The following is a 17,331-nucleotide window of genomic DNA, read 5'->3' as shown; positions in this document are numbered from 1 at the left end:
ATTGCCTCTAACAGTTATTGATAATAATTGGCTAGCTGTTCTGGTTTCTCAGCAATTTTACTGTTATTTAAACTTGACCTCAAAAAGTGGGAAAATACTTTGGTATTTATACTATGTTTTTCTCTGAATATCGGAGTAATTTTATAGGAGCAACAGATTAATTAAAGGAAAGTTGAGTTATGAACTTCTTAAACAAAGCCAATTTGGACAATAGCTTATTAAACCAGATCCGCGATCGGCTTGAGTCCGTAGAAATACATAATTCTAATCTAGCCAGACTATTGTGCAAAATAATTCCTTCCAATTGCCCTTTTGAAAGAACTGTTAAAGTTTTCGGTCGGACTTTACTTCGCATTCCACCTATGTGTAAATTAAACCCCCTTTATGAACAGATAGTTGGTCTTCGTTTTAAGTGTTTATTATATTTAGTTAATGAATGTGGTGAAGATGCGAGAAAATATTGTTAAACATAGGTTTCTCTCAATAAAAAATTGATTAGAGAAATCTTTTTACTAAGAAAAATTGTATAGGAATCCTAGTTGCAATCAAAGCGTCAGAAATAGGCTGATAAACGATTGATCCCGTTTCTTTGTAAAGCTGCGCCAAATCCTAGCTTTTTTTCAACGCAAAGGTACGCAGAGGTTAGCGCAAAGGTACACGGAGGTTTTTTGAAGATAATTCGCTATGTCCCAAAATAATTAGGCGCATCTTCATAGAGAATTGCTATGATAATCGATTTCACATTTAAAAGTACTGTTTAATGATGTCAGCCTTGATAAAAGGATCGCTGCAAGTATTGGTGCAACGTGACTTCACAATAATTATTTTGGAGATTGCTACTACGTCTAAGGGGATATTTAAAAAGTATTATTGCTAACAATAGAACCTCGGAGACCTAACCCTTAGCAAACCTTACTGACGATAAAATAAGGGTTTCACAGCCTCTCACTCTTGGCATCAGTCTGCCGTTAAGCAAACAAAAAGAGGAATGGCAGATGGGTTTTTGGTATAGTGCAGGACTTTTTAAACATCCTCTAACTGAGATTGATAGAATGAAAATAGTAGGAATTTTCACCATCTAGCCATCGAGACTCATGCCCTCTGAAATTGCTGTCGAGAAAAAAAAGTTAAAAAATCCACCTTTGGAGCTTCATTATTTAGGCGATCGCGTGCTGCGTCAAGCTGCAAAGCGGATTTCTAAAGTTGATGACGAACTTCGCCAAATAGTGCGCGAAATGCTGCAAACTATGTACAGCAAAGATGGCATTGGTTTGGCTGCACCCCAAGTGGGAATTCACAAACAACTAGTTGTCATCGACCTGGAACCAGAGAACGCAGCTAATCAGCCTTTGGTCTTGATTAACCCCACCATTAAACAAGTCAGCCGCGACATCTCTGTTGCCCAAGAAGGCTGCTTGAGCATTCCCAACGTATATTTAGACGTAAAGCGCCCCGAAGTCGTAGAAATCGCCTATAAAGACGAATACGGTCGTCCTCGAACATTAAAGGCTAATGACCTTCTGGGACGCTGCATTCAGCACGAGATGGATCACCTTAACGGCGTGGTATTTGTAGACCGTGTAGAAAACTCCTTGACTTTAGCCCAGGAGCTATCTAAGAATGGCTTCTCGTATCAAGCGGTGAAACCAATAGCATAGGGGGGCAGTAGTGTATTTAACTCCAAAAAGTAGTTTATTTCTGGGTGGTTCTTGTGTAAGTGCGATCGCAGCTGTCGGTTCGGTTTTTGAACTCGGTTACGGACAACCAGATTTTGGTTTTACAGCCACGGCAATTATCCTGGTATTAAGCATTCCACTTACAGGATTATTTTTCTTTGCCGCAGTTAAGGATGCAAGGGCTAACATGAAATAAGCATCAGGTACATAAAAAAGGTAAAAGGATGAAGCAAAAAGGCAAAGTTCATTCTTTTACCTTTTATTTTTGCTCTCCATTTTGCACTGCCCCTAAAGCTTTTAGCGTCACTAACTGCGCTGCGGTTAACCCTGTAACCCCGGTGATATTCATTTTTTCGTAGGGTCGTGGCGATCGCAGTGTTCTTACACACTCACCCGTCGATATATCCCAAAGCTTGATTGTCTCATCTTGGCTACCACAAATCAGAGTTTGACCATCGGGACTAAAAGCAACTGACTTTACCCAATTAGCCCCTTGCAAAGTTTTCAGGCACTTGCCATTATGGACATCCCATAATTTTATCGTTTGGTCTTCACTGGCACTAGCTAAAGTCTGACCATCGGGACTAAAGACAACTGACCAGATTCGATTAGTATGTTCTTGCAAAGTTGTCAAGCACTTGCCCATGAAAACATCCCATAATTTCACTGTTTGGTCATCACTGCCACTAGCTAAAGTCTGACCATCTGGGCTGAAAGTAACCGATCTGATCCGATTGCTATGTCCTTCCAAAACTTGGATGCATTCTCCTGTATAAATATCCCATAACCTCACTCTTTGGTTTTCACTGCCACTAGCTAAAGTTTGACCATCAGGACTAAAGGCAACCGATCTTACCCAACTGGTATGCCCTTTCAAGGTTTGAAGACATTTTCCGGTGTGAACATCCCATAATTTCACTGTTTGGTCGTCACTGCCGCTAGCTAAAATTTGACCATTCGGACTAAAAGCAACCGATCTAATTCTATTGGTATGTTCCTGCAATTTTTTCAGGCATTGTCCCGTCTGAACATCCCATAATTTAATTGTTTGCTTTTCACTGCCGCTAGCTAAAATTTGACCATCAGGACTGAAGGCAATTGACCGTACCCAACTGTTATGCCCCTCCAAAATTTTGAGAAACTTATCGTTACGGACATCCCATAATTTCACTGTTTGCTTTTCACTGCCGCTAGCTAAAATTTGACCATCGGGGCTGAAGGTAACTGACCTGACTCGATTGCTATGTCCCTGCAAGGTTGTCAAAGATTTACCATCCTGGACATTCCATAACTTCACTGTTTGGTTTTCACTACCACTAGCTAAAGTTTCACCATCGGGACTGAAAGCAACTGACCTGACCCGATTGGTATGCCCCTGCAAGGTTTTCAGACATTTACCATCACGAAGATCCCATAACTTTACTGTTGGGTCGTCGCCACCGCTAGCTAAAGTTTGACCATCGGGACTAAAGGCAACCGACCAAACCCGATTAGTATGTCCCTGTAAGGTTTTCAGACATTTACCATCACGAACATCCCATAATTTAACGGTTTGGTCGTCACTGCCAGTAGCTAAAGTTTCACCATCGGGACTAAAAGCAACTGACCTTACCCAACTGCTATGTCCCTGCAAAATTTTCAGGCATTTACCATCACGAACATCCCACAACTTCACTGTTTGCTTTTCACTGCAACTAGCTAAAGTTTGACCATCGGGACTGAAGGCAACTGACATAATTCGATTGGTATTCCCCTGCAAAGTTATCAGACATTTGCCGATGTGGACATTCCATAACTTTACTGTTTGGTCTTCACTGCCACTAGCTAAAGTTTGACCATCGGGACTAAAGGCAACTGACCTGACCCAATTACTATGTCCCTGCAAGGTTTTCAGGCATTTACCATCACGAAGATCCCATAATTTCACGGTTTGGTCATCACTGCCACTAGCTAAAGTTTGACCATCGGGACTGAAAGCAACTGATTTTACCCAACTGCTATGTCCAATACAGGTAAACAGTAGCTTTCCATCGTCAACTTGCCACAAGTAAGTCTTGCCATCAGCATCACCCGTAGCCAAAAGTTTTCCATTCGGGCTAAATGCTACTGACGAAACACTAACTAATGTTTCGGCAAAAACGCATTTAGCTAAATCGCTATTGGCAAAATTTACCCGATGCAAATTCACACTTTGTAAATATGCTTGCCAAATGGTCAGATTTGAAAAATCATAGCCGCTAAAATCAGTTTGTAATTGAGAAAGAATATTTAACAGATTTCCACCTGCATATCCTGCTATTTGGGGAACCTGTCGCAGGGACAATAAAATTTGATATAGATGATGTTCAATATTTTTAGCATATCTAAAAATAGTTGATAACCTATCTATAATTGGTTTAATAATCAGGGTAATCTGAGTGTTTCTAATATAATCTTTGGCCGTCGCTTCCATTAAAGCATGGCTGATAAATAGTCTAATATTACGAGTGGTAATTTCGTCACAAATCTGTTCAATCAGTTGGTCGGTGATATATTCCATGACCACAGATTGGAGGGTGAAAAGTGCTGTTCTTTGTTCAATTAGCGATCGCCGTCGTAGAGATTCTAGCGCTTCCATCACTTCCCTTTTGGTCAAGGGACGCACAATATCATTGAGCAATTCGTCGAGAGAAACTAACTCGCGCTTGATTGCTAACCAATAAATGATTTCTTTTTCGATCTCTGACAAGCGCTCAAATTGCTGGTCTAGTAAATTTCGAGTGTCACCAAAAATGATCTCACCTTCAGCTAGAAAAGCAGCGATATCACCACCAAATAACTCCCGAATAGGCTCAGAAACTAGTTTTAACGCTAAAGGATTACCTGAATACTTCTCAACTAGCTTGGCCCATTCCTGTTGTGAGCCAAATAACCCTTTATCTTGGAGAATTTCTTGCCCTTCTGTTTCTCCTAAGCCGAGTAACGATAATGTTCTGACTGGTGATGCTTCTCCTTCTAAAGAAGCAAATTCTTTTGGTTTTTCACGAGATGTCAGCACCAAGCAGCTTTGATGCGGTTCTTCCCCTACCCGCCTAAGTAGTTGACCATAATCTTCGTATTCTTGTTTATATTGTCCGGCGCGATCGCCTGATTGTAAAATTGTTTCTGTATTGTCAAATACCACAAGACAACGATGCTCTCGTAAATAATGAATCAGCAGCGTTACTTTACCATCTACGCTTTCTGGCAAATTTGTTTCCCTCTCATCAGATAAAAATCCGATTAGGCTTGCCAACATCTCTGCGACGGGTGGCGCATTGCGGAGACTTCGCCAAATCAAATACTCAAAATTATCCTGAACTTCCTTTGCCAGTTTCACAGATAAAGCAGTTTTGCCGATTCCCCCCATTCCCAATATTGCCACTAGTTGGCAGTTATCCTTAATGAGCCACTGCGCTAGCTGAGACAATTCTGCTATGCGTCCCCGAAAAAAGCAGACACCAGGCGCTTCACCCCAATCTTGACGGTTTTGGGTAATGGATTTCTCAGTCTGTGAAGATGCTTGATACTCAGATTCTATAACTTGCTGTAACTTAGTGAGCTTACCTGGGCCGCTACCAGTAACATTAAATTTCTTGTAGACTTCACTTAATCTTTTGCGTACTGCTTCGGCACTGATTGCCAATTCTTTCGCGATCGCATTTGGCGATTGTCCCTCAACAGCATATAAAAACACTTCGATCTCGCTGTTAGACAAGCACCGTTTTTCGGCTAAAGCCAAAAGAACGTTTTCGGGAATGACACTCATACTCACACAAAGACATATTACAAAACAATGTTATCTCACATAGTGAGATAACATTGGGTGCGCGATCGCGCCGATGAGTTTAGTGTACCTCACCTAAACAGTGCTGAGTGCTGAGTAAAAAAAGTAATAATTGTACTGGCTCAACGCCCCGCTACCGCTAACAGCACTCCTGAATTAAATACATTAGACTTCTTGCATAAATCAAAAAAAAGAACCCCACCCCGCCTTTGACTTACGTCAAATTCTCCCCTCCCCGCCGGCGGGGAGGGGTTGGGGGTGGGGTGTTAGGGGACTTTTGCAAGAGGTCTATTGAGTCTACTTTTTTTCTGCAACTGGCTGCACGCGCAAACCCTCTGTCTCATCAACCGTAGGAGTGGCAATGAGCGATTCATTTCCTGTCAGACCTGATGTAATTTCTACTTCAGTACCATAATCTCGCCCAACGGCCACTTTTTGATAATGCACTGTATGGTCTTTGGTTACAGTTGCTACCTGCGTACCTCCGGCATTAACAACTAAGGCACTATCCGGCACAACAAAAGGAGGATTAGTGCGGTTAATGGCAAATCTGACATTGGCATACATCCCAGGTCGCAGCGTCGCGTCTGAATTGTGTACTTCTAATTGTGTCAGCAAAGTACGAGTAGTTGGGTCTATAGCGTTGCTAGTACGCACTACTTTACCCGTAAACACTCGTTGGGGTAACTCTTTGACTGTAATTTGTGCTGTTTGTCCAGTTTGAAGTGACTGTGATAAACTTTGGGGAACACTCACATTTACCTTTAGATTGTCATAAGCAGCAATCGTATAAAGGCTGCTATTGCTAGTGTTAGTGTTGCTGGTACTGCTACTGGTGTTGCCATTACCTGCTGAAATTAAAACACCTGTATTGACATTACGTGCAGTAATCACTCCGGCAAAAGGAGCAGTGACTTTCTTATAAGACTGCAAAACAGTATTACGCTGGAAGTTTGCTTGACTTGCGTAGGCGTTAGCTTGTGCTGCTTTGATGTTGGCAGAATCAGAATTAATAGTGTTTTGTGCTGCCTCAACGCTGGCAAGATTAGCTTGATATGTAGCATATTTTGTATCTGCATCTTGTTGAGGTACTGCACCTTGTTTGACAAGAACTTGCCAGCGCTCCCAACTCTGACGTGCGATCAATAAATTAGCGCGGGCTTGCTTCAAATCGGAAACACTTTTAGCTAAATTAGCACGAGTTTGAGATACATTCGCTTGTGCTTGCACTACCTCTGCCTTCGCTTGCAGAACTTGCTGATCGGTGTCTGGTGAATCAATTTCTGCCAACAACTGACCGGCTCGGACGCGATCGCCAATATCTGCATACCACCGCCGTAAATACCCAGTACTGCGAGCGTAGATGGTCGTTTGATTCTGGGCTACAACACTACCAGGTAATTCCAATTTGGTAGCACCAGTAGCGCGACGGGGAGCGATTACGTTAACAGAGGGTACTGTGCTTGCTTCCTTGACTGCTGCTTGTAATTCCGACTTTTGGCTTAACCGGGGTAGAATACCTATCGCCAGTAGGCTACCAAAAAAAACAGCACCAATTATAGCCCAACCAATACCACCGATACCGCGCCTGTGTTTTCTAGAAGTCGTTTGTTGTTCAGAATCAGGAGATGGACGATGCTGAGAATCCATAGGTAAACTGTCCTGTATTATCTAATTTGCAGAAATTTAGCAGCTAGAGTCATTACCATTATTAGACTTCTTGCAGAAGTGCCATTCAGGTAAGGGGTAAAGGGGAAAGCAGCTTAGAAAAAACCCTTTCCGCTACGATGTACACACAAGTTTTTGACTTGCACCTTTATTGCATCGACTTGCACCTTTATTGCATTGGCTTGCACCTTTGATTGCATCGACTTGCACCTTTGTTGCATTGACCTGCACCTTTGTTGCATTGACCTGCACCTTTATTGCATTGACCTGCACCTTTATTGCATTGACCTGCACCTTTGTTGCATTGATCTGCAAAAATTAATCTTCCCTACGTTACGTAGTAACTTTAACGTGAGTTCGACAAACCTCTCCCTCTCCTAAAAGGCTACGGTGTACACACAAGTCGAATTACCCCCCTTAATCCCCCCTTATAAAAGGGGGAAATCAGATATTTTGTTCCCTCCCCTTTACATACGGGGAGGGTTAGGGTGGGGTAAAACCTTGGGTTTTTCAGCTATTTAAGACTTGTGTGTACACCGTAGCTCCTCCAAGGAGAGGGGCTGGGGGAGAGGTCAAAATAGCACTCGTCGAACTCACGTTAACTTTAAAAGATTTATGTGTACACCGTAGCTCCTAAAATATGTCTATGACTTGCCTTGAGATGATGACAACGAATATGCTGTCCGTGAATCGGAGAAATTTAAATCGTCATCATCCTCATCAATAAGACGAGGTGGTTGACGCCGCATAATGCTGTATACAACAGGTACAAAGATGAGAGTAGCGACTGTTGCAGCTGACAAGCCGCCAATTACGGCGCGACCCAAGGGTGCATTCTGTTCGCCACCTTCACCAAGACCTAGAGACATTGGCACCATCCCGATCAGCATGGCTAAGGCAGTCATCAACACCGGACGCAACCTTGTATAACCTGCCGCTAGGGCTGCTTTATAGGCATTTTCCCCTTCTACACGTTGCTCATTCGCAAAAGTAATCATTAAAATACTGTTCGATGTTGCCACACCTATACTCATAATTGCACCCATTAACGAAGGGACGCTTAGAGTGGTGCGGGTGACAAACAGCATCCAAACGATCCCTGCTAAGGCACTTGGCAGCGCCATCATAATAATCAGGGGATCGAGCCAAGATTGGAAGTTCACTACCATTAAGCAGTAAACCAACACAATTGCAAACACAAGTCCTAAACCAAGCCCCAGAAAGGAAGAGTTCATCGTTTGCACTTGCCCTCGGACATTAATCTGACTTCCCTTAGGCAATTTTTTCTGATAATCAGCGATAATTCGATTGACATCGCCGGCAACTCCCCCCAGATCGCGACCAGAGGCGTTAGCGTAGATATCGAAAACTGGCTGAATGTTGTAGTGATTCACAACTTGCATCACTGTGTCGCGTTTGACACTAGCTAAGTTACCTAAAAGTTGGGGTGTAGTTTGACCGTTGCCAACTGGCGTATTTTTCAGACTATCAATAGAGTCAAGTTTATATTGGGGAACTTGTACAGCCAGGGTGTAACTCACGCCTTTTTTGGGATCTAGCCATTGGTTGATTGCAGCTTGACCGCTTGAACTTAAGGAAGTGAGGACGCTATTGGCAACATCACGCTGGGTCATACCCAATTGTTGAGCCTCGGTGCGATCGACATCAAGACGTAATTTGGGAGCATCGACAACTTGTTGAAGATGTACATCTACAGCCCCAGGAATGCGCGTCATCCGCGCGGCGATTTGTTGGGCAATTTCAAAGTTGCCCTTTGAGTTTTTCAGAGGGCCAGATATTTGCACATCAACAGCAGCAGGCAAACCGAAATTGAGAATTTGAGTCACAATATCAGCCGGCTCAAAAAAGAAGGTGTAGCTGGGAAATGTCGCTTTCAATTTCTGGCGGAGTTCCTTGACGTAAGAAAAAGTTTCACCAGATTCTTTTAGGGAGACAAGAATATCAGCATCAGCCTGTCCAATTGTCGCGCCGTTGTAGCCATAAGTAAGGTTAATGCCACTGGTGGGTAAGCCGATGTTATCCAGAATTAGAGCGAGATTATCCTTCGGTACAGTTTGGCGGATAACGCCTTCAACTTGGCTGACAATTTTTTCTGTCTCTTCCAAACGAGTACCAGGTAAGGCTCGAACATGGAGGCTAAACTGACCGCCATCGACTTCCGGGAAAAAGTCTTGACCGACGAATGGCAACAAAACTCCTGCACTGACGATAAAAGCACCAAATAGCACAAAGACTATGCGGCGGTGACTTAATGCTGAGGCTAGGACGTTGTAGTACCAACTGCGAAATTTCTCAAATTGTCGGTTAAACTTTTCGTGTAGCCGCCATATCCAATCTTTCTTCACAGATTTGGCAGTTGTCGTTGCTGCCTCTTCTGTTTGGTGGTGGTTATCGTGACCATTATTATTTTGGACTGGCGAATGGGTGTGGCGATCGCGATTATCATGGATTTCGACTAGCGAATGGCTGTGGCGATCGCCGTGACCATTGTTATTTTGAACTGGCGAATCTATATAATGGCTGTTGTTACCATTATTATTTTGAACTGGTGAATCTAGATGATGGTTGTTATTACCATTATGCTCCTCGTTTTCTCTATGCCAGTCTGCTTCGGATGGTAAAAGATAGCTTGCCATTGTCGGGACTACAGTCCGAGATAGCACATAAGAAGCAAGCATCCCAAATACTACCGCCATCGCTAGGGGGACAAATAGGTACTTTGCTACTCCACTGAGAAACACGACCGGCACAAAGACAATACAAATACATAATGTTGCTACAAGTGCTGGAGTAGCGATTTGCTGTGCCCCATCTAAAATTGCTCGCTTGATGGGTTTACCTTGTCCGAGATTTCGGTGGATATTTTCAATTTCGACTGTGGCATCATCTACCAGAATCCCAACAGCTAAGGACAAACCACCTAAAGTCATGATGTTGAAAGTTTGTCCCAAACGACTCATCACAATAATTGAAACTAGCATCGAGAGAGGAATCGATACGGCTACAATTAAAGTGCTGCGCCAACTTCCCAGGAAAATTAAAATCATCAACGCAGTGAGACACCCGGCAATCAATCCTTCTTTAAGAACGCCTTCGATAGAAGCTTTCACAAATATAGATTGATCGAACAAAAATGATAAATTCAGTTCTGGGGGCAAGGTGGATTGGATGCGAGGCAAAGTTTTTTTGACTCGCTCGATCACATCAATGGTTGAGGCATTGCCACTTTTAAGAATACTAAGTAAGCTCGATCGCCTCCCATTCTGACGTACAATGTTCGATTGCACACCAAAGCCATCTCTTACCTGCGCGACATCACGAATGGAAATGACAGTACCATTAACTTGCTTAATTGGCAAGTCATTGAGGGCTGCCACCACATTTGGACTATTGTTGATTTGTACGGCGAAGTCGCGATCGCCTATTTTCATATCTCCTGCCGGCAAAACCAGATTTTGGGCACTGACAGCATTAGTCACATCTTGGGCAGAAATGCCATTAGCCAACATCGCTTGGGGATCGATATCAACCATAATTTGCCGAGGTTTACCACCATAGGGCAGAGGTATACTCGCTCCTTGCACTGTTGCTAATTGGGTGCGAACGAAGTTGGTAGCATAGTCGAAGAGTGCTTCTTCCGGCAAGGTTTTGCTACTGACACTCATCTGGATAATCGGCACCGAAGAAGCGTTGTATTGAATGATGAATGGCGGTGTAATCCCAGGTGGCAAAGGGCGGAGAATTGTTTGGCTGACGGAGGTAATTTGAGCGACTGCGGAGGCGATATTAGCGTTGGGTTGGAAAAAAACCTTGACGACGCTAACACCACTTAAAGATTGAGACTCAATATGTTCGATGTCACCAACAGTTGTTGTCATGGCGCGTTCGCTAATGGTGACGATCCGCTGTGCCATTTCCTCAGATGTGGTTCCAGTGTAAGTCCAAACTACGCTGACAACCGGAATGTTAATTGCAGGAAAAATGTCAACTGGTGTACTAAATATCGTCACTACACCCAGAATCACAATCATCAAAGCTGCGATCGCGAATGTATACGGAAGACGTAAAGCAATTTTGACGATCCACATAATTAGTTAGGATACTTCAAAAGTTTTTGGTGTTATGGCTGTTTTACTCATCACTCATCACTCATCACTCTTGATTGAGGTTGGCGTTTGAGCTAATTGAAGTTGTTCTGTTTGGAGTTGCTCAACTAGCCACTCAATTTCTGATTTGATGACTTCAACCGCACGCCTTCGCACTTTCCCTTGATATAAATCATCAGTAACTTCCAGTGCTTTTTTCTCTGCAAGGCGTAACTGACATGACATCAATCGATGTTCAATTAACCGCACTCGTTCTTCAGGTAATAAATGACCAAAGAAAAAAAATTTGATTAGAAATCGCGATCGCATATTCACCCAACTTTCATGAGGATATGCCAACATCTCTTGATACCAAGTGTTTTTGCCGAGGGGTGTAATCTCATATACCTTTCCACACTGCCCACTTTCTTCTCCTTGTTCTGCACATAAAATCACTTCACCTTGTTCTTCCATGCGCTTCAGCAAAGGATAAATCGCGCCATAGTTGACACAAATACTGCAACTCATAAACATCTCTAGTTGCTGTTTGAGCCGATAACCGTTTAATGGTTCTCGCTGTAATAAACCTAATACCGCCAACTTCAGCATTTTGATATATCAATCTGATATGTCGATCAACAATATCAAATTGAGCTTTTTTAGCCAAGTACCCAAGGTTCAATTGTCAGCATTCTCTGTCATACCGTAAAGGCCAAGCCGCATAAGTTACCTGTGGGCTAGTTACGAGCGAGTGAGATGCGCACCTCACAATAGGTAGGTAAAAGGGACTGGGGACTGGGGATTAGGGATTAGGGATTGGGTGTCAAATCGAAAAATTATGGTGGGGGCTTTTTCTCACCACCAAATTTTAAAAAACTTTTTCCCAGTCCCCAGTCCCCAATACCCAGCTGTTTAAATAATTTTCTCTACAGTTTGAGTAAGTAACTTAGTTACTCATAGTTACTTGACTTAGAAACTAAGTGACTTTATAGTTAGTAGTAGAAACCGCGGTAACCTAGTAGGTTAAGGGTGAATTAAAAGGAACTTAGTGAGTAAGACATAAAGGCAAAGACTGGAGCTGTAAATTCTGAAACAGGCAATTTGTATACAAGTTACCTGTAGGAATTTCGAGGGTTCAATGTGCGTAGTACGCCTTCTATGCAATTACGCGCATTGAGCGCCTAATTTTTGATATCCAGATGCCCTGGAAATTCATCAAAGAGCTTAATTTTTCATCATCTGCAAATATCAAGACCACCTTTGATTGGTATTCCCACTCCACTCAGGAGTAGGACTTTTGTCTACCTTGACTTGGTAGGAGCAAAACTGTGGAGATTTGCTGTTTCTTTAGTGTGGTCGGGGGAGCGCAAACTGCTACCTAGATTCAACTTTCAAAACAGGAAAAAAACTATGAAACCCAGTCTCAAAGATAACGATAATCTGTTGTTCAGGTGGTTTTGTATAGGACTCAAATATTTTCTGCTGGGGCTGCTGGGGCTGGGAATAGCCTTTGTTGTGTCTCACACTTTTGGGGCAAATGCAATAGTTGGGATGCTTTTATCCGCAAGTCTCCGGTCATGGGTTGCGAAGATAGCGATTTTCCTAGTCTGTCTATTTGCGATCGCCATGATATTCGAGTCTTGGGGTTAAGGCTCATATTGACCATAAATAGCCTTTAGCTGAGTGAAGTCAGCCAAAGGCTTCGTAACTTTTCACTTGGAGATCGTATCATGTCTAACAACAACAACGGCTCTGGAGTAGAAACATTTTCGCCACTTTTAGTCATCTTAGTGGCAGGGTCAATTTCTTTGGCGATCGTTAACAAAGCTAATCACCCAGCATATTTTGACATCGTTAAAATAGCTATAGCCTACAGCTTTGGCTCAATCAAGTCTCAAGAAAAAAGTAAACATTCCGACGATCGCCACGATGAGGTAGATCGAGACGAGTTGAAATAGCAGATGTAAAAGCAGTAAAAAATACCTGTTTTTTACAGATAGTCTGCCAAAGGTGAGTTGCAGATTATAATTTACTTCTAAAATAGAAGAATGCTGTCAACTCCCACTCAACTATTGCGACTCTCTCAAGGACAACTTAACCTACTAGAAGCTTGTCCGCGTAAATTTCAACATACCTATCTCGAAAAACTTAATTCTCCCTCAAATCCAGAACAAGAAGAACGGCAAACTTTGGGTAGTCGTTTTCACTTGTTAATGCAGCAGCGAGAAATGGGTTTGCCAATTGATAGTTTCCTGGAAGCAGATGCTCAACTGCAAAGCTGGATGCTAGGTTTTGCTGATGCAGCACCAGAAATTTTAACGGCTGCATCTGATAATCAAACTTTCCGTGAAAGCGAACACTACCGGACTCTGCAAGTTCAGGATTATTTGCTCACAGTTATCTATGATTTATTGATTGCAGATAACCAACAAGCGCAAATTCTCGACTGGAAAACTTATCCTAAACCACCTAATAAACGCAAGTTAGAATCAAACTGGCAAACACGGCTTTATATGTATGTCTTGGCAGAAACTAGCGATTATTTGCCAGAAAAGATTTCTATGACTTATTGGTTTGTCCAATCTGAGGGCAAACCGCAAAATATTAAATTTAATTACAGTACTGCTCAACACGCACAAACAGGAAAGAAACTTAATCAACTATTAAGTCAGTTAACTCATTGGTTGGAAAATTATCAAAATAACCAGCAGTTTCCCCAAGTGGTGGAGGGTAGCAAAAACTGTGATTATTGTCAGTTTGCTAAACGGTGCGATGCCTACGGCGGTAAACTACGCATCCAAGCGACTGAAGATGCAGTGAAAGACTCATTGCCAAATTTTGACAGTATTCAAGAAGTCTCACTTTGATTTTATCCGCAGGATTTGGTTGCTAAAACAGATTCCTTATATCTGTAGAGTCTTGTGGAAAATTAAAAAGTAATGTAAAGTCCTTTTTCTAACTCTAAAACATTTGAAAGCATTTTGATTTAAAAAGCTAGATTCGGTAAATGCTCTTTTTTTTCATTCAACAACATATCTATAGTAAATAAATCACAATTTCTAAATTTATGTCAACTTTTGATGAAACTGAAGCAATTTATGTACGCGAATTAGGAATTGATGACATTGCTCCCGTTTACCACTTGGGAGAAGGGTTATTTACCAGCGATTTATACCCTTATTTATACCGCACCTGGGATGAATGGGAAGTGATTGGACTTTACAACACCGATCCAGAATACTGTCTTGTGGCTGAAACAGACGGGGAACTAGCAGGATTCGTTTTGGGAACTATCATCACCAAAGCATCCTGGACTTATGGATATATTTTATGGCTGGGAGTTAGTCCAAAATATCAGCGTCGGGGAGTTGCAGACAAGTTAGTTGATAAAGTCGTCGCTCGGATGATTGAAGATGGGGCGCGGTTTATGCTGGTAGACACTGACCCCACCAATACTTCAGCATTAAAGTTTTTTAATCGCAAAGGTTTTGGTAATATCCGCCAGCATATTTTTTTGTCGATGAATTTAAGCAAGCATGAATATTATGGCAGATTGATTGATTACGAACACCAAAAAGCTGAAAGAGCAGGTTATAGGCGATCGCGTCCAGCAATTCGTGCCCGTAAAGCTGATAGTGTAGCAAATGAAGTCGTCCTCAATCCTCTAGTGAGTGAATCTCAAATAACTGAGGATCAATCCCCAATCTAACAAAAGTTAGGAGTAGCCCTTTCAATTTGGGTAAAATTTTTGGACAAGAATTCCTCTTTTTTCCGTGTTCTCTGCGCCTCTGTAGTTCAATAAATGACTTTTAAACCGTAGACGCATAGAAAACGCAGAGAGAAAAGCATGATGGCGATTGTGAATTTTGAATTTAGAGCAAAGTGGTGTGACTTATGTGTATAGAATTTGGGCGAGAAATCTGCGGCAATCTTGACATTGCAGAATCGCGGGAGTGGTTAGTTACTAACGGTATTGGTGGTTACGCTTCTGGGACTGTGGCTGGTTTATTGACTCGCCGCTATCACGGACTATTGGTAGCAGCATTGAAACCACCTTTGGGTCGCACTTTAATGCTGACAAAACTAGATGAAACTGTATTGTATGGCGTTAGCGCAGCTCCTTTGCAGGAGGCTCGCTCTTATTCTCTAGACACTAATCGTTGGGCAGATGGTATTGTCAGTCCGCACGGTTATCAGCATATTGAACGTTTTTCTCTAGAAGGTACAATTCCTGTATGGCGTTTTGCTATTGCCGATGCCTTATTAGAAAAACGGGTGTGGATGCAACAAGGCGCTAATACAACTTATGTTCAGTATACTTTGCGTCGTGCCACCCAACCGCTAAAGTTGAGGCTCAAAGCAATAGTCAACTACCGCGATTATCACAGCGATACTCAAAGCAATGGTTGGCAGATGTCTGTTGAGGAGGTAGAACAGGGGATTTGTGTAACTGCTTATCCGGGTGCTGTACCACTATATCTACTGAGTGATTCACCTAAAGGCGATGCCTACGGCGGCAAGCTACGCAGCATTTCACGTGTTAGTACATCTGTTGTTCATAATTGGTATTATGGCTTTGACTTGGCAGTTGAACGCTATCGGGGATTGAGAGATCGAGAAGACCACCTCCACGCCGCCACTTTTGAAGTTACACTGAATCCTGGGGAAGCGATCGCATTTGTAGCCAGCACAGAAAAACAACCAAATCTCAACGGTGAAGCTGCACTCAAGTTACGTCGCGCTCAAGAGCAGAAGTTAACAGGATTTTGGAAAACTAATCGACCCCTGAAAATTAAAGAATCACCTAGCTGGATCGACCATCTAGTACTAGCTGCTGACCAGTTTATTGTCGATCGCTCATTGCCAGAAGACCCCTACGGCAAAACCATCATCGCTGGTTATCACTGGTTTAGCGACTGGGGACGCGACACCATGATTAGTTTACCTGGTTTGACAATTTCCACTGGTCGTCCAGAGGTAGCACGCTCAATTCTTCGCACCTTTGCCAGATACGTAGACCAGGGAATGTTACCTAATCGCTTTCCCGATGCGGGCGAGCAACCAGAATATAATACAGTCGATGCCACACTTTGGTACTTTGAAGCAGTCCGCGCTTACTACAGCGCTACAGAGGATGATACTTTGCTAAGTGAACTTTTTCCCATACTTGCAGACATCATTGATTGGCACTGTCGCGGTACACGCTACAATATTCATCTCGATGCCGCCGATGGCTTACTTTATGCAGGCGTTGCAGGCGTACAACTGACCTGGATGGATGCCAAAGTTGATGATTGGGTAGTTACGCCCCGAATTGGCAAACCGATTGAAGTTAATGCCCTCTGGTATAATGCTTTACGGACAATGGCAAAGTTTGCCCGTCAGCTTGGGAAACCACACCAAGAGTATGAAGCAATGGCAGAGCGGGCAAAGTATAGATTTTCTCGCTTCTGGAATGAAGAGACAGGTTATTGCTATGACGTTTTAGACAGTCCTGATGGTGATGATGGGTTGCTACGTCCTAACCAAATATTTGCTGTGTCATTACCAGAAAGTCCGCTCACACCTGTCCAGCAGAAGGGTGTGGTGGAAGCTTGCGGGCGATCGCTGCTGACTTCTTATGGATTGCGATCGCTTGCCCCCGATTATCATCAATTTCAGGGTAAATACGGTGGCAATCAGTATCAACGTGATGGAGCTTACCATCAGGGAACGGTTTGGGGTTGGTTGTTGGGGCCATTCGTCTTAGCACACCTGCGTGTCTACAAAAATCCCGAACAGGCTCGTCAATTTTTGGAACCAATGGCTAATCACCTGAACGCGCACGGTGTTGGCAGTCTCAGCGAAATTTTTGATGGTGATGCCCCGATGACTCCACGGGGATGTATTGCCCAAGCGTGGACAGTGGCAGAGGTTTTGCGTGCTTGGTTGGCGACAGCGAGTTGATACGGGAAACCGTGGTCTATCTGCAAAGTCGATTTTGTCAAGAATTTTTAAGAAATTAACATCCTTCAGAAAAGGAAAGACGTAATGCTGAAGTAATCCTCAAAAGTTTATAGACACGTTTTAGTGTTAG

General features: G+C 42.9%; 13 protein-coding genes. 7 read left to right on the top strand and 6 right to left on the bottom strand.

Going from position 1 to position 17,331, the window contains the following annotated elements; genetic code table 11:
• Nucleotides 1-179: 179 nt before the first annotated feature.
• From RMZ42_RS16805 to RMZ42_RS16795, 3 genes are all read left to right on the top strand, one after another.
• Nucleotides 180-467, top strand: coding sequence for a Mo-dependent nitrogenase C-terminal domain-containing protein (locus tag RMZ42_RS16805; protein WP_322672449.1), 288 nt, complete (start codon nt 180-182; stop codon nt 465-467).
• 627 nt (nt 468-1,094) lie between these two features.
• Nucleotides 1,095-1,658: a peptide deformylase gene (gene def, locus RMZ42_RS16800; RefSeq protein WP_322672448.1), complete on the top strand. Its 564-nt coding sequence runs from the start codon at nt 1,095-1,097 to the stop codon at nt 1,656-1,658.
• Between the two features lie 10 nt (nt 1,659-1,668).
• Nucleotides 1,669-1,872, top strand: a complete 204-nt coding sequence (locus RMZ42_RS16795) for a hypothetical protein (RefSeq protein ID WP_322672447.1) — start codon at nt 1,669-1,671, stop codon at nt 1,870-1,872.
• A 63-nt stretch (nt 1,873-1,935) separates the two neighbouring features.
• Here RMZ42_RS16795 and RMZ42_RS16790 read toward each other — a convergent pair whose 3' ends face one another.
• The 6 genes from RMZ42_RS16790 to RMZ42_RS16765 form a co-directional block, all read right to left on the bottom strand.
• Complete coding sequence (locus RMZ42_RS16790; RefSeq protein WP_322672446.1) at nt 1,936-5,463, bottom strand: NB-ARC domain-containing protein; 3,528 nt, start codon at nt 5,461-5,463, stop codon at nt 1,936-1,938.
• Between the two features lie 315 nt (nt 5,464-5,778).
• Complete coding sequence (locus RMZ42_RS16785; protein WP_322672445.1) at nt 5,779-7,131, bottom strand: efflux RND transporter periplasmic adaptor subunit; 1,353 nt, start codon at nt 7,129-7,131, stop codon at nt 5,779-5,781.
• A 132-nt stretch (nt 7,132-7,263) separates the two neighbouring features.
• Complete coding sequence (locus RMZ42_RS16780) at nt 7,264-7,464, bottom strand: hypothetical protein (RefSeq protein ID WP_322672444.1); 201 nt, start codon at nt 7,462-7,464, stop codon at nt 7,264-7,266.
• Nucleotides 7,465-7,793: 329 nt separating this feature from the next.
• On the bottom strand, nt 7,794-11,258 hold the full coding sequence (locus RMZ42_RS16775) for an efflux RND transporter permease subunit (protein ID WP_322672443.1): 3,465 nt from the start codon (nt 11,256-11,258) through the stop codon (nt 7,794-7,796).
• Between the two features lie 57 nt (nt 11,259-11,315).
• Complete coding sequence (locus tag RMZ42_RS16770) at nt 11,316-11,864, bottom strand: PadR family transcriptional regulator (protein WP_322672442.1); 549 nt, start codon at nt 11,862-11,864, stop codon at nt 11,316-11,318.
• Between the two features lie 859 nt (nt 11,865-12,723).
• Complete coding sequence (locus RMZ42_RS16765; RefSeq protein ID WP_322672441.1) at nt 12,724-12,921, bottom strand: hypothetical protein; 198 nt, start codon at nt 12,919-12,921, stop codon at nt 12,724-12,726.
• A 64-nt stretch (nt 12,922-12,985) separates the two neighbouring features.
• Between RMZ42_RS16765 and RMZ42_RS16760 the strand changes: the two genes are divergently transcribed.
• From RMZ42_RS16760 to RMZ42_RS16745, 4 genes are all read left to right on the top strand, one after another.
• The gene (locus tag RMZ42_RS16760; RefSeq protein WP_322672440.1) at nt 12,986-13,213 is read left to right on the top strand and encodes a hypothetical protein; all 228 of its coding nucleotides are present in this window, start codon (nt 12,986-12,988) and stop codon (nt 13,211-13,213) included.
• Between the two features lie 90 nt (nt 13,214-13,303).
• Nucleotides 13,304-14,122, top strand: coding sequence for a PD-(D/E)XK nuclease family protein (locus tag RMZ42_RS16755; RefSeq protein WP_322672439.1), 819 nt, complete (start codon nt 13,304-13,306; stop codon nt 14,120-14,122).
• Nucleotides 14,123-14,322: 200 nt separating this feature from the next.
• The gene (locus tag RMZ42_RS16750) at nt 14,323-14,964 is read left to right on the top strand and encodes a GNAT family N-acetyltransferase (protein ID WP_322672438.1); all 642 of its coding nucleotides are present in this window, start codon (nt 14,323-14,325) and stop codon (nt 14,962-14,964) included.
• Between the two features lie 185 nt (nt 14,965-15,149).
• Nucleotides 15,150-17,201 carry an amylo-alpha-1,6-glucosidase gene (locus RMZ42_RS16745; RefSeq protein ID WP_322672437.1) on the top strand — a complete coding sequence of 684 codons (2,052 nt, stop codon included), beginning with the start codon at nt 15,150-15,152 and terminating at the stop codon, nt 17,199-17,201.
• Nucleotides 17,202-17,331 lie beyond the last annotated feature (130 nt).

It is taken from the genome of Nostoc sp. DedQUE05 (genome assembly GCF_034530955.1).
Lineage (GTDB): Bacteria > Cyanobacteriota > Cyanobacteriia > Cyanobacteriales > Nostocaceae > Nostoc.
This window is presented reverse-complemented; position numbering and strand designations above follow the sequence as displayed.

What these genes read in the sequence shown, in the direction of transcription:
- RMZ42_RS16805 (WP_322672449.1), top strand. Translation starts at nt 180, where the DNA reads ATGAACTTCTTAAACAAAGCCAATTTGGACAATAGCTTATTAAACCAG.
- def (WP_322672448.1), top strand. Translation starts at nt 1,095, where the DNA reads ATGCCCTCTGAAATTGCTGTCGAGAAAAAAAAGTTAAAAAATCCACCT.
- RMZ42_RS16790 (WP_322672446.1), bottom strand. Translation starts at nt 5,463, where the DNA reads ATGAGTGTCATTCCCGAAAACGTTCTTTTGGCTTTAGCCGAAAAACGG.
- RMZ42_RS16785 (WP_322672445.1), bottom strand. Translation starts at nt 7,131, where the DNA reads ATGGATTCTCAGCATCGTCCATCTCCTGATTCTGAACAACAAACGACT.
- RMZ42_RS16775 (WP_322672443.1), bottom strand. Translation starts at nt 11,258, where the DNA reads ATGTGGATCGTCAAAATTGCTTTACGTCTTCCGTATACATTCGCGATC.
- RMZ42_RS16770 (WP_322672442.1), bottom strand. Translation starts at nt 11,864, where the DNA reads ATGCTGAAGTTGGCGGTATTAGGTTTATTACAGCGAGAACCATTAAAC.
- RMZ42_RS16765 (WP_322672441.1), bottom strand. Translation starts at nt 12,921, where the DNA reads ATGGTCAATATGAGCCTTAACCCCAAGACTCGAATATCATGGCGATCG.
- RMZ42_RS16760 (WP_322672440.1), top strand. Translation starts at nt 12,986, where the DNA reads ATGTCTAACAACAACAACGGCTCTGGAGTAGAAACATTTTCGCCACTT.
- RMZ42_RS16755 (WP_322672439.1), top strand. Translation starts at nt 13,304, where the DNA reads ATGCTGTCAACTCCCACTCAACTATTGCGACTCTCTCAAGGACAACTT.
- RMZ42_RS16750 (WP_322672438.1), top strand. Translation starts at nt 14,323, where the DNA reads ATGTCAACTTTTGATGAAACTGAAGCAATTTATGTACGCGAATTAGGA.
- RMZ42_RS16745 (WP_322672437.1), top strand. Translation starts at nt 15,150, where the DNA reads ATGTGTATAGAATTTGGGCGAGAAATCTGCGGCAATCTTGACATTGCA.